The 12,366-nt window shown below is 72.3% G+C and carries 10 protein-coding genes and 1 pseudogene; 6 read left to right on the forward strand and 5 right to left on the reverse strand.

From position 1 onward, the window contains the following. Window positions 1-234: 234 nt before the first annotated feature. From ACIBCA_RS16275 to ACIBCA_RS16285, 3 genes are all read right to left on the reverse strand, one after another. Window positions 235-1,785, reverse strand: coding sequence for a DnaB-like helicase N-terminal domain-containing protein (locus ACIBCA_RS16275; protein WP_396283524.1), 1,551 nt, complete (start codon window positions 1,783-1,785; stop codon window positions 235-237). A gap of 169 nt (window positions 1,786-1,954) precedes the next feature. Further along, window positions 1,955-2,206 carry a hypothetical protein gene (locus ACIBCA_RS16280; RefSeq protein ID WP_396283525.1) on the reverse strand — a complete coding sequence of 84 codons (252 nt, stop codon included), beginning with the start codon at window positions 2,204-2,206 and terminating at the stop codon, window positions 1,955-1,957. Window positions 2,207-2,962: 756 nt separating this feature from the next. After that, window positions 2,963-4,402: a recombinase family protein gene (locus tag ACIBCA_RS16285; RefSeq protein ID WP_396283526.1), complete on the reverse strand. Its 1,440-nt coding sequence runs from the start codon at window positions 4,400-4,402 to the stop codon at window positions 2,963-2,965. 23 nt (window positions 4,403-4,425) lie between these two features. Between ACIBCA_RS16285 and ACIBCA_RS16290 the strand changes: the two are divergent. The 5 genes and pseudogenes from ACIBCA_RS16290 to pyrE all read left to right on the forward strand — a co-directional run. Continuing rightward, window positions 4,426-4,857 (forward strand): annotated as a pseudogene (locus tag ACIBCA_RS16290) (aminotransferase class I/II-fold pyridoxal phosphate-dependent enzyme); the annotation flags it as partial. A gap of 821 nt (window positions 4,858-5,678) precedes the next feature. Next, window positions 5,679-6,209: a DUF2617 family protein gene (locus tag ACIBCA_RS16295; RefSeq protein WP_396283527.1), complete on the forward strand. Its 531-nt coding sequence runs from the start codon at window positions 5,679-5,681 to the stop codon at window positions 6,207-6,209. Between the two features lie 154 nt (window positions 6,210-6,363). Beyond that, complete coding sequence (locus tag ACIBCA_RS16300; protein ID WP_396283528.1) at window positions 6,364-8,001, forward strand: polyamine aminopropyltransferase; 1,638 nt, start codon at window positions 6,364-6,366, stop codon at window positions 7,999-8,001. 105 nt (window positions 8,002-8,106) lie between these two features. Beyond that, on the forward strand, window positions 8,107-9,120 hold the full coding sequence (locus tag ACIBCA_RS16305) for a hypothetical protein (RefSeq protein WP_396283529.1): 1,014 nt from the start codon (window positions 8,107-8,109) through the stop codon (window positions 9,118-9,120). Between the two features lie 24 nt (window positions 9,121-9,144). Further along, window positions 9,145-9,681 carry an orotate phosphoribosyltransferase gene (pyrE, locus tag ACIBCA_RS16310; RefSeq protein ID WP_396283530.1) on the forward strand — a complete coding sequence of 179 codons (537 nt, stop codon included), beginning with the start codon at window positions 9,145-9,147 and terminating at the stop codon, window positions 9,679-9,681. A gap of 77 nt (window positions 9,682-9,758) precedes the next feature. On the opposite strand, the gene ACIBCA_RS16315 is transcribed toward pyrE, so the two are convergent. Then, window positions 9,759-10,478, reverse strand: a complete 720-nt coding sequence (locus ACIBCA_RS16315) for a DedA family protein (protein WP_396283531.1) — start codon at window positions 10,476-10,478, stop codon at window positions 9,759-9,761. A 343-nt stretch (window positions 10,479-10,821) separates the two neighbouring features. Between ACIBCA_RS16315 and fbaA the strand changes: the two genes are divergently transcribed. Continuing rightward, window positions 10,822-11,844 (forward strand): class II fructose-bisphosphate aldolase, encoded by a 1,023-nt coding sequence (gene fbaA, locus ACIBCA_RS16320; RefSeq protein ID WP_396283532.1) that lies wholly within the window; start codon window positions 10,822-10,824, stop codon window positions 11,842-11,844. A 91-nt stretch (window positions 11,845-11,935) separates the two neighbouring features. On the opposite strand, the gene ACIBCA_RS16325 is transcribed toward fbaA, so the two are convergent. Continuing rightward, complete coding sequence (locus ACIBCA_RS16325; protein ID WP_031067631.1) at window positions 11,936-12,355, reverse strand: DUF3151 domain-containing protein; 420 nt, start codon at window positions 12,353-12,355, stop codon at window positions 11,936-11,938. Window positions 12,356-12,366 lie beyond the last annotated feature (11 nt).

Below are 12,366 nucleotides of genomic sequence, written 5' to 3' on the forward strand. Positions count from 1 at the left end.
TGGTGGTCGAGGTGTTGGGTGCCGGTCCTGCTGGGCGCGCACGCGTTTCCCCTCTTAAGGAGGGGAACGCGCGTGCAGCGGAGGCGGCGTGAACGGCATGCAGGGGTACGTGCGCTGTGGGACCGCTGGTTTCGGCGGTCGGCGTGCGCGGTGTGGGCGGTGCGTGGTGACCGGTGGGGCTGGCGGGGCGTGATCGGTCGCGTGGACCGCGCCGACAGGTGGCCGGTGGGCCGGTCAGGAGACGGCGGCGATGTGGCGGACGGTGGAGCGGTAGCGGGTCTGCTGGCCGCCTCCGGTCCCGCCGGTGGTGCCGTCCTGGCGGGTGGCCCTGCCGGCCTTGACCAGGGTTTCCAGGCGCCTGCGGGCCTTCTCGATGTCGGAGCGGTCGGGGTCGGCCTCGCCGGCCAGGCGGCAGGCCAGCTCACGGGCGGTCATGCCCTGCGGGGCGGCGGCGAGGATGGCGGCCGGGTCGAGGGCCGCCTCGACGGTGGAGGTGCCCCGGGTGTGGTCATGGACCACCGAGAGCGGGCCGACGTCGCCGGTGACGGTCTTGAGCTGGTGCAGCTTGACGATCGGATCCCCGGCTGCACCGGCGAGGAACAGGACGCTGCCGGCTCCGGCGGTGAACCACGCCGACCCGTACACCCGGTCCAGCACCGGTCGCTCGCCGCGCTTGGCGTCGCCGCTCGACTTGCGCTGGTGGTGCAGCTCCAGCAGCTGGGTGCCCGAGCGCAGGAGCCGCTGGCGGGCGTTGTTGTAGGCCAGGCCCGCCTCGTCGTCGGTGAGTTTGCCGACGACGTCCTTGAGGCTGTCGATGACCACGGTGTCCGCCCGGTGGGCCTCGGCCATCTCGGCCAGCAGGTTGGGCTCCCGGTCCAGCGACGCGGGGAGCGGGCCGGTCCAGAAGACCAGCCGCTCGGCGAGGTGGCGGCGGTCGGCGGGCGTGACGCGGCGGGCGAAGGCGCGGGCGATCTGTGGCGGGCGGTCCATCGCCAGGTAGAGGACGCGTTCGCCCTCGGCGACCGGCATGTCCAGCACGGCGGAGAGCAGGCCGAGGCGGGCCAGGACGATCTGGTGGGCGATCGTGGTCTTGCCCACCCCGGGCGGGCCGACCAGCATCAGGGACTCGCCGTCCGCCCAGGCGGTCTGCTCGCGGCTGCCCCAGATCGGGGCGACCTGGTCGCCGAGGTCCTGGACGAAGGACCAGCCGTCCACCGCGAACCTGGTCAGCCGCTGCCCGCGCACTCCGAAGCCCCGGTCGGCCGCCGAGGTCAGCTCGGCATCGAGTGCGGCCCGGATCCGCTCAGGGTCGGCGCCCTCGGCGTCGGTCTGCTGGAGCAGGCGGACGGCGGTGGCCTGCCAGCGCCGAAGCTCGGCCTTCTCCCGCACGATCTGCGCGTGGTAGTCCGCGCCGGACACCGGGACGGAGGCGGTGAACAGGCGGTGCAGGTAGGACGTGCCGCCGACGCGGTTGAGGTTGCCGCCCTTGGCGAGCTGGGCGCCCACGGCGGTCGGGTCGGTCGGGGCGCCCTCGTCGCGCAGCGCGAGCAGCGCGCGCCAGATGTCGCCGTGCGCGGGCCGGTAGAAGTCGCCCGGCTGAAGGATCGGGCGGATCACGTCGATGGCCTCCGCCTGGAACATGCCGGTGCCCAGCACCATCGCCTCGGCGTCAAGGTCGTGCGGCGGCACCGGCAGCCCGCCCAGCCCACCCAGGGCCGGCGAGACGGGATCGTCATCCGGGAAGGGGGATGCGGTCCGGGAGCTGGGAAACGTACGCTGGGACACGGAACTCCTTGCGCGGTGCCGTGCGGCTGGCAGGCCGAAGGCACCGATGCTGATCGTTATTTGTGGGCGGTCGTCAGGGAGTCGTCTCGGCCCTTGGTGCTCCAACACCAGGGGCCGACCCCTTTTCCCGGAAAATCCGCGCTGTTCGCGGGCCCCGGGGTGGGCGCGGTCAGGCCGCGAGAGCCACGGCACCGGCCGTGGCGGTGCCCATCAGGTCGGCCAGGCGGGCCGCGCTGCGCGGGCTGATCGTCGTCCGGAAACCGGAGCAGACCCTCTCCAGCGCTCGTGCGCGCTCGTCGGCCGGCTGTCCCGAGAGTGAACGCCCCCCGGTCGGGGCGGTCGCACCGGTGCCGGGGCGGCGCAGGGCGATCACCGTCCCGTCTACGCCGGGAGAGTGCGCGAGGTGGGGGTGTGCGGGCATGGTCAGCTGAGCCTCCTCGCGGCCGGTGCGGGGCTGGCAGGCCCCTGGGTTGCACCGGGTTGCGCGGGTTGTGGGCGGTCGTCAGGAAGTCGGAGGCCACACACCTGGTGCTCCAACACCGGGCACGGGCCGGGCGGCGGGCCGGACGCTGGCAGGCGCTCGGCACGCTCCTCGGCGGCTATCTCATGTCAGAAGCTCCTCGTTTCGGGCAGGCTGGGGCATCCGGCGGCGGCACGAAGGCCGTCGCCGCACACAGGTGACCACGAAGGTGCCGGTTTGGTGCGGCCGGAAACCGGTGATAGAGGGCGCCAGGCCGCGCCGGGGAGAGGTCGTACGGGCAGGGGAGATCGCAGGCGGAATGACCGGGGATGCCAATAACTCAAGCAGCCGCCATATCTCCCGTGCAAGGACTTCGGCGAAATCCACCGGGCAAGGACTTCAGTGAAATCGTTACCGGATTTTCCGCAGTCCATCTGACCTGCGACGACGCCCTTCCAGAAGGCCCCTGGTCGGGGCGTTGGCTCGCGTCATCGAAATGCGAATCCCGCCTTTCCTTCTCCTGGCGCTACTCGGCCCCGTGTCGGGTCCGCGAGACCACAATCGCCCACGCGCGGCTCGCTGTAGCGAGCCGATCTTGTGGTAAGGCGACGGCGACCTCCTCGGACGACGGACCCGCACCGGGCCCCCGAGACCACGATCACCCACCTACGGCCGGATACGTTCGGCCGATCTTGTGGTAGCGCGTCGACCCCATCCTCAGAGCGGGTTCTGCTCGATGCCGATCCGCTCCCAGTCCATGTACCTGCCCAACTTCTTGGGCTCGTCAATCACCACACCGGAGAAGAGGAACCGCAGCACCGCGTTCCGACGCTCGTCCGTCATCTCCTCGGCGAACCACGCCTTACGAGCTCCGGGGCCGGTCAATCCATCCAGCAGGACCATCGGCCGTACCACGACCTTGCGTTGGGCCTTCGCGATGCGCGCCTGGATCTCCTTCCGCATCTTGCGGAACTCCGCCGTGCTGATCTCCTTGGCCGTCCACATCTCGTTCAGCTCGGCGAGCTGCTGCTGGTCCGCCTCGAGCGCCTCGGCGGTTTCGTCCGACAAGTTGCTGGTAGCAAGTCGGCCGTCCACCCGCAGCTTCCCGAGCAGGTCGATCGCGGCGTCCCGAACGAAGTCCTCCAACGACTCCGCCCTGATCGAGCGGACGCACTTCTGGTCGCCGTTCCGGTTCCGCCGGTTGCACCGATACGCGGGGCCGTTCTGCATGACCGTGCCGGACATCAAGGTGCCGCACCGCGAGCACATCACGAGGCCACGCAGAAGGTAGAACCGCTGCGGGGGCTTGCTCCGGCTCTCTTGGTGTGCCGCCGCGCGGTACTCGCGCCGAGCCCGAGCCTCCTCCCAGGTGCCGGGGTTGATGATGGCGGGCCAGGTGCCCCGGCCGATCTCCTCCCCTTGGTGCATGCGGATGCCGGCGACGTGACGGGAGTCCAGCAGCGCGCGCACGGTCCCGGCGTTCCACGCCTTGCCGTTGGCCGTCTCGATCCCGCGCCGGTGGAGGTCTCGCGCGATCGGAGACGGCCCCTCGCCCTTGAGGTAGCGGTCGAACACCTCGCGGACGATCTCGGCTTCCGCCTCGACGATCGTCATGCCTCCCGGCTCGTAGCCGTACCTGCGGACACCGCCCTGCGGCTTCCCTTCCTGGGCTCGGTCCTTCATGGCCGACTTCAATCGGCGGGAGGTGTCGTCGGACGAGCGGCAGGCGTGGGCCACCTCGATGCGCAGGATGAACCGGTCATCCGGGTCGGAGAGGTCACGCCGGTTCGCCTCGCCATGGAGAGTGATCGCGTGGTCGTCCGAGACCTGGAGCAGTTCCTCCAGGTCTCGCGGCTGCCGCATCAGCCGGTCGGGATGGTAGGCGATGATGTGCTGGAAGCTCCGGCCCCGGGCCTCCTCCAGCAGCTGGTCCCAGCCCGGCCGCTTGCGCTTCCGGCTCCAAGCCGAGCGGCTGTTGTCCACGTACACATGTTCGGGTTTGATGATGAAGCCACGCCGCTCGGCGATCTCCCGGCAGATCCGCTCCTGGCGGTCCACGCCGGTCTGATCATCGTCGTCCGCCTGCGATATTCGGCAGTAGATCGCCGCCGGCTCTCCGGCGGCAGAGGTTCGCTGGTCAGGGCTTGTTCGTCGCACGCGAATGAGTGTACGAAAATGGAGTGGCCTGGGTGACGGCGGCCCCCGCCCTGGTCGGTGCCGTCCGCACCGCCAAGCAGTACCTCACCTACGTCAGCGCCGGCCCCTTCCAGTACGCCGTCGCCGAAGCCCTCAGGCTGCCCGACAGCTACTTCCAGCAGCTCCGCACCGACCTCCTGCGCAAGCGCGACCTGCTCCTCGACGGCCTCACCACCGCCGGCTTCCACGCCTTCACCCCCGAAGGCACCTACTTCATCACCACCGACATCACCCCCCTCGGCGAGAAGGACGGCATCGAGTTCTGCCGCTCCCTCCCCGACCGCTGCGGCGTCGTCGCCATCCCCAACGCCGTCTTCTACGACGACACCGACGCCGGCCGCAGCCTGGTCCGCTTCACCTTCTGCAAGAAGGACGAGGTCCTGACCGAGGCGGTGACCCGCCTCCAGCGCCTCTGAGGCGTCGGCTAGTTGGGAGATGCGGCGGGGGGGGGTTTAGGGGGGGGGTTTGGGCAAACACCCCCCCCCCGGCGGGGTAAGCGGGTGGGGGGGGCGGGGCGGGGGGGGGGGCCCCCGCCGCGGGGGGGGCCACCCCCCGCCGGGCTTCTGGGGGGGGGGTTTGTGCTTTCTGGGGCGGGGTGGTGTGAACCTGTGTCTCCCCCCCCCCCCCCCCCCCGCCGCATCGGTGAACGGCGATTCGGGGGCGCTCGGCGGTCAGGAGACCCGGGCCCGGGTCGCTGCAAGGCGGACGGTTGGTCTGGTAGCGCGTTGTGTGTGACCGGCGTGCGCCGGTGGTTTCGCGCTCCCTCGAATGGGAGCAATTCTGGCCCGGCATCCGTTCTGATGACCGCTCAACTACCGTGGGACGCCTGCGGGTTTGGTGCTGCGGGGGCGGGTGGGGTGATCTCCGGGGCGCGGGCGCCGGGGGCTCGTGGCCGGGCGGTGGGGGTGGGTGGCGCGTGGAGCGCGGGGGAGGCGCGCGCACCGAGCGCACGGCGCGTGAACCGGTCGCAAGGGCGCGCGCGGTGCAGAGTCGCACACCGGGTCGATCAGAGCGGGGAACCGGATGTGCTCGAAACGGTGAATGCTTGACAAAGTTGGGTAAATCGCCGACGGGCCCGGTGTATTCGTGCTTCCCTGCTGCTGACTCTCCAGCCGGAATCCTTCCTTCCACGGTCGGCCGCGCCCAGGGCCGCACAGCCACGAACAGCCTCGCCATCGCCTAGGCCAAGTCGCTGCTGCTCGGCGGGCGCGCACGGAGCTGAAACGCGGAGCCGAGCATGCTCACCACACTGCAGACCTCCTATACGGACACCCGGGCCGGTGACCTGGCCTGGTGCCTCGGCGGCGACCCGTTGCCCGCGCTCGCCGTCCGCGACCTGAGACTCGACGGCCAGGGGCGCCCCGGCGCCTCCGGCACCCTGCAGCTGCGGCTGCTCGGCGCCTCGCACCAGGTGGTGATCGAGGCCGGCCCCGGCAGCTGCCTGGAGACCGTCGCCTGCCTGCCCGGCCGCCGCACCCCGCTGCCCGCCCGGGTCGCCAAGCAGGTCGGCGGCTGGGAGTACGAGTTCGCGGCCAGGATCGAGGTCATGCCGCCGCACGACTTCGCGGCCCGCGCCCAGGAGATCCTGGCCCTGGTCGAGGGCCACCCGCGGGGCCTCGCCGGGGTCTTCCCGGGGGACCCGAGCGCCTTCACCGCACTGGTCACCCAGGGCGGCACCGACCGGCTGCTCTGGCGCACCTGGCACGCCTACCCCCAGGAGGGGCAGCTGGTCTGCACCCGCTCCTCGCTCGTGGTGTCGGGGGCATGACCCGCGAGAGCCGCAACGGCACCCCGGATCCGGTCATAACCCACGCATCAATCGCCCCCGGTTCGCACGCAGGAACGGTTCGTCAACCGAGCGGTCCGCACTGTCCGTCGAATGGGCGCAGCTATCCGTCCCGAACGTCCCCTAGCGTTTGTTCGTGATCAACCATCCGGCCGGTCCCCCCGCCCACGCGGGCGTGGACCTCGACGACGGCACCCCTCCCCGGCCCGGGCGCGGGCTCGTCCCCCTGCCCGCCCGCCGTCGGTCCCGGCTGCGCTCACACCCCCGGCTCGCCCGGCTGACCGTCCTGCTGGCCGCGTTCGTCTGCGCGGCCTGCGGGCTGGTGTACGAGCTCGAACTGGTCGCACTCGGTGACTACCTGCTCGGGGACACCGTCACCCAGACCTCCGTGGTGCTCTCCGTCATGGTGTTCGCGATGGGCCTCGGCTCGCTCCTCGCCAAGCGCTTCACCCGGCGGCCCGCCACCGCCTTCGCCCTCGTCGAGTGCGCGCTCGCCCTCACCGGCGGCCTCTCCGTCCTCGCCCTCTACTCCTGCTGGGCCTGGATCGGCCGCTACCAGGCCGCGATGGTCGGCCTGACCTGCCTCATCGGGATCCTCATCGGCGCCGAGATCCCCCTGCTGATGACCCTCATACAGCGCATCCGGCGCGAGGACGCCGGCCGCGCCGTCGCCGACCTCTTCGCCGCCGACTACGTGGGCGCGCTCATCGGCGGCCTCGCCTTCCCCTTCCTGATCCTGCCCACCCTCGGCCCCGGCGACGGCGCGCTCCTGACCGGCGCCGTCAACGCCGTCGCCGGGGCCGCCGTCGTGCTCTGGCTCTTCCGCGAGGAACCCGCCCCCCGGATACGACGGCTGCTCTGGGCCGGCTGCGCCCTCGTCCTCGGGCTGCTCGCGGCCGCCGCCGCGGGCTCCGACGGCATCGAACGCGCCGCCCGGCACGCGCTCTACGGCGACCAGGTGCGCTACGCCACCCGCAGCCGCCTCCAGGAGATCGTGCTCACCGGCCCCGCCGAAGGCCCCCTGCGGCTCTACCTGGACGGGCGGCTCGCGGTCTGCGGGCCCGACGAGTACCGGGGCGGCGAGGCCCTGGTCCACCCCGCGATGGCCGCCGGGCCGGACGCCCGGGTGCTGCTCCTCGGCGGCGGCGACGGCCTCACCCTGCGGGAGGTGCTGCGGCACCGCGGCGTCCGCTCCGTCGAGCTCGTCGACGCCGACCCGGCCCTGCCCCGCCTCGCCCGCACCGACCCGGGCCTCGCGGCCCTCGGCGGGCACTCGATGGACGACCCCCGGGTGCGGACCACCGCCGCCGACCCGATGGCCTGGCTGCGCGGCACCACCGACGGCCCGTACGACGTGGTGCTCGCCGATCTGCCGGCCCCCGCGGACGGCGGGCCGGTCAAGTTCCACTCCCAGGAGTTCTACGGCCTCGCCGCCCGGCTCCTCGCCCCCGGCGGGCGCCTGGCCGTCCGCGGCGGCGGGGAGGAGGACGGGCTCTGGCGGATCGAGTCCGGCCTGCGGGCCGCGGGCCTGCGCACCACCCCGTACGCCGTCCCGGGCAGCGCCACCGCCGCCTGCCGGCCCGGGCCGGGCGACGCGGCCGCCACGCAGGACTTCCTCCTCGCCGCCGCAGACCCGCCCCCGCTCGCCCTCGCCCCCGACGCCCCGCCGCCGCGCACCCTCACCCCCGACACCCTCCGCGCCTCCACCGCCCTCCTCGCAGGCCGTCGCCCGCCCCGCACCCCGCCGCCCCTGACCCTCCTCAGCCCCCGCTGAGGCGGGCCGCCGCGGAGCCCGTTCCACCGGCGTGGTGGACGGCGTGAAGAAGTCGGGCGGTGCTGGGTGGGGACCGGGCGGGGACGGGTCGGTAGGCTCCGTGGCATGGAGCATGAGGTTGTCGTCCCGATGCCGGCCGGGTTGGTGCGGCAGGCGATGCAGGAGCCCGCACGGCTGGCGCGGAGTGTGCCGGGGCTGAGCACCGAACCGGCGGCGGTGGGCAGCGGCCCCGCCGAGGAGATCGGTGGGCGGCTCAAGCTGCGGATCGGCGGCTCCACGATCACGTACAAGGGCGTGCTGTCGCTGATCGAGGGCCGGGAAGGCGTGCTGACCGTGTTCGCCGAGGGCCTGGAGGCCCGGGGCGGCGGTGAGGCGACGGCGACCGTCCGGGTCAGCGTCGGCGACGGCCCCGAGGCCGGCACCGCGGTGATCCGCTTCACCGGGGACCTCAGCGCCACCGGCCGCCTGGCCGAGTTCGACGCCGAGACCCTGGACGCCGCCGGCCGCCGCCTGCTGGACCGTTTCTCCGCCGCCCTGACCGGCCCCGGGGAGGCCGCCGAGGAACCCGACGAGTCCGGGGACGGCACCGCGGAGGACGGCACCGCGGAAGACGACGGGACGGAAGCCGGCGTGGTCTACCTCGACCAGCCCGGCGAGGACCTCGACGACGACCTCTCCGACCTGATCGCCTTCTCCGACGCCGATGCCGAGGGCTTCGGCCTCCCGACCGGCTCCGCCGAGGACGACGACGTGGACGACGTGGACCAGGCCGAGGACCAGGACGGTCACGCGAGCGGCGCCGAGCACACCGAGGACGCCGTCGCCGAGGAACTCACCTCCGAACCCCTGTTCGCCTACGAGGAGGAGTCCCCGGTGCGCCGCAGCATCGTCGGCCGCTCCGCCGAGGAGGTGGACCACGCTCCGCCGCGCGGCCGCTACGCCCCGGCCCCGCCGGCCCGCAGCGCCCGGGCCCGGGCCGCGTCCCGCTGGGGCGGCGAGGCGGGCGGCATCGTGGTTCCCGGTTCGGACGGCCGCAGCACGCTGCCGTGGGTGATCGGCGGATCGGTGGCCCTGCTGGGCGGGGCCGTGGTGCTGGTCAGGGCGCTGCGCCGCCGCTGAGGAGCGGCACTAGACTGAACGCTCATGAGCAACGACCGCGACGCCCTGCTGGCACAGATCAAGGACAAGGCCGTCGTGCACGGCAAGGTCACCCTCTCCTCCGGCAAGGAGGCGGACTACTACGTCGACCTTCGCCGGATCACGCTGGACGGCGTGGCCGCCCCGCTGGTCGGCCGGGTGATGCTGGACGCGACCTCCCACCTCGAGTACGACGCCGTCGGCGGCCTGACCCTGGGCGCCGACCCGGTGGCCGCCTCCATGCTGCACGCCGCCGCCGCGCGCGGGCGGCAGCTGGACGCCTTCGTGGTCCGCAAGGCGGGCAAGGCGCACGGCCTCCAGCGCCGCATCGAGGGCCCGGACGTCAAGGGCCGCCGGGTGCTGGCCGTCGAGGACACCTCCACCACCGGCGGCTCGGTGCTGACGGCCGTCGAGGCGCTGCGTGAGGCGGGCGCCGAGGTCGTGGGCGTCGCGGTGATCGTCGAGCGCGGCGGCCAGGACGCCGTCGAGGCGCAGGGCCTCCCGTACGTCACCGCCTACACCGCGGCCGACCTCGGCCTGTAGGACGCACGAACGCGCGGAGGGGCTGGTCGTTGTTCCACGTGGAACAACGACCAGCCCCTCCGTCGTGAGCGGGACCCTCAGCCGCGCCGGTGCCGGCCGCCCGCGGTGTGCGCGGACTCCTGGTCGACGTCGTCGACGATGCCGGCCTTCTTCTTCCGGCGCTCCCGGACGACCTCGACCAGGATCGGCGAGATCGACAGCAGGACGATCAGCAGCACCGCCGGGATCAGGTACTTGTCGATCACCGGGGCGAGCGCGTCACCGAAGAAGTAGCCGATCAGCAGCATGGACTCGGTCCAGAGCACACCGCCGATGACGTTCCACACGAAGAAGGTCCGCGCGGGCATCTCCAGGGTGCCGGCCACCGGGTTGAGGAAGGTCCGGATGATCGGCATGAAGCGGGCCAGGACCACGGCCTTGCCCGAGCCGAACTTGTTGAAGTACTCCTCCGCCTTCACCACGTACTCGCGGCGGAAGATCTTCGAATCGGGCTTGTCGAACATCCTCGGCCCGACCTTGACCCCGATCAGGTGCCCCAGCTGGGCCCCGGCGATCGCCGCGATCGGGCAGCCGACCAGCAGGACGGCGATCGGCAGCTTGGCCCCGTCCCCGAGCACCGAGGAGGCGGCGTCGGAGGCGGCGACGCCCGCGAGGATCAGCAGTGAGTCGCCCGGGAAGAAGAAGCCGACCAGCAGGCCGGTCTCCGCGAAGATGATCGCGATCAGCCCGATGGCGCCGAGCGAGGAGATCAGGGATTTGGCGTCGAGAAGATTGACGGCCAGCTGGTTGTAGTCCACGGGCGCAGGATAGCGGGCCCACCTTACGAACGGCGCCCGGCCGGCTCCCCGCCGGGCACGTGACCGGGCTCCCTGCCGGGCACGGGACCGGGCACGCGGCCGGACGTCCCGACAGGCGGGCTCCTGCTGACCTGCGGGCACGAGTCTGGGAAGATGGCCGAGGCGTCCGGTCCGCGGTGGCCCCACCCTCATGGCCGTACCGCGGTGGCCGCCTCGAACCTTGGTGCCGGAGAGCCACACCGCAGCGCCGCGCGTCGGCGGGCCGGCACGGAGTCGTCACGAAGGCGTACCCAGCGTCGGACAGCACCCGTCCGTACGCCGCAACCCGACAGGAGCGGATCGCATGCCCATCGCAACTCCCGAGGTCTACAACGAGATGCTCGACCGGGCCAAGGCGGGCAAGTTCGCCTACCCGGCCATCAACGTCACCTCCTCGCAGACCCTGCACGCCGCCCTGCGCGGTTTCGCCGAGGCCGAGAGCGACGGCATCATCCAGATCTCGACCGGTGGCGCGGAGTTCCTGGGCGGCCAGCACAACAAGGACATGGTGACCGGCGCCGTGGCCCTGGCCGAGTTCGCGCACATCGTCGCCGCCAAGTACGACGTCACCGTCGCGCTGCACACCGACCACTGCCCGAAGGACAAGCTGGACGGCTACGTCCGCCCGCTGCTGGCGGTCTCCGCCGAGCGCGTGGCCAAGGGGCAGGACCCGCTGTTCCAGTCGCACATGTGGGACGGCTCGGCCGAGACCCTGGCCGACAACCTGGCCATCGCCCAGGAGCTGCTGGTCCAGGCCGCCGCCGCGAAGATCATCCTCGAGGTCGAGATCACCCCGACCGGCGGCGAGGAGGACGGCGTCACCCACGAGATCAACGACGAGCTGTACACCACCGTCAACGACGCCGTGCGCACCGCCGAGGCCCTGGGCCTGGGCGAGAAGGGCCGCTACCTGCTGGCCGCCTCCTTCGGCAACGTGCACGGCGTGTACAAGCCGGGCAACGTGGTCCTCAAGCCGGAGCTGCTGCGCGAGCTGCAGGACGCGATCGGCAAGCAGTACGGCAAGACCGACCCGTTCGACTTCGTCTTCCACGGCGGCTCGGGCTCCTCGGCCGAGGAGATCGCCACCGCGCTGGAGAACGGCGTCGTGAAGATGAACCTGGACACCGACACCCAGTACGCCTTCACCCGCCCGGTGGCCGGCCACATGTTCGCCAACTACGACGGCGTGCTGAAGGTCGACGGCGAGGTCGGCAAGAAGAATACCTACGACCCGCGCACCTGGGGCAAGCTGGCCGAGGCCGGCATGGCGGCCCGCGTGGTCGAGGCCGCCGAGCAGCTGCGCTCGGCCGGCAAGCGCCTGAAGTAAGCGGATGCGGCGGTGCCCCCGGCGGAGGGATCCGCCGGGGGCACCGTGCTGTTCCTGCTGTTCTTGCTGTTCTTGCTGGTCCGAACGATGACTACTGCTTGAGCTCCGCGTACGCCTCCGCGCTGCTGTCCTTCAGGAACTGCCAGCAGCGGGCCTCCTCCTCGGTCTCCTTGATCGCGCCAGCCGCCCGGGCGAGCGCCGCGAGGCAGCGCAGGAAGCCGCGGTTGCCGCGGTGCTCCCACGGCACCGGGCCGTGGCCCTTCCAGCCGTTGCGGCGCAGCGCGTCGAGGCCCCGGTGGTAGCCGGTGCGGGCGTAGGCGTACGACTCGACGTACCGGCCGGCCGCATTGGCGTCGTCGGCGAGCATCGCCCAGGCCAGGCAGAAGGTCGGGTACTCGGCCGCCACCTGCGTCGGTGAGGCCGACTCCTCCGCGAGCATCCGGTAGGGGTGCTCGTCCTCCGGCAGGAGGGTCGGTTCGGGGCCGTCGAGAAGATTCCTGTGAATCGCCATGCAGTGCAGTC

It is taken from the genome of Kitasatospora sp. NPDC051170 (assembly GCF_044455705.1).
In the GTDB taxonomy this organism is placed as follows: domain Bacteria; phylum Actinomycetota; class Actinomycetes; order Streptomycetales; family Streptomycetaceae; genus Kitasatospora.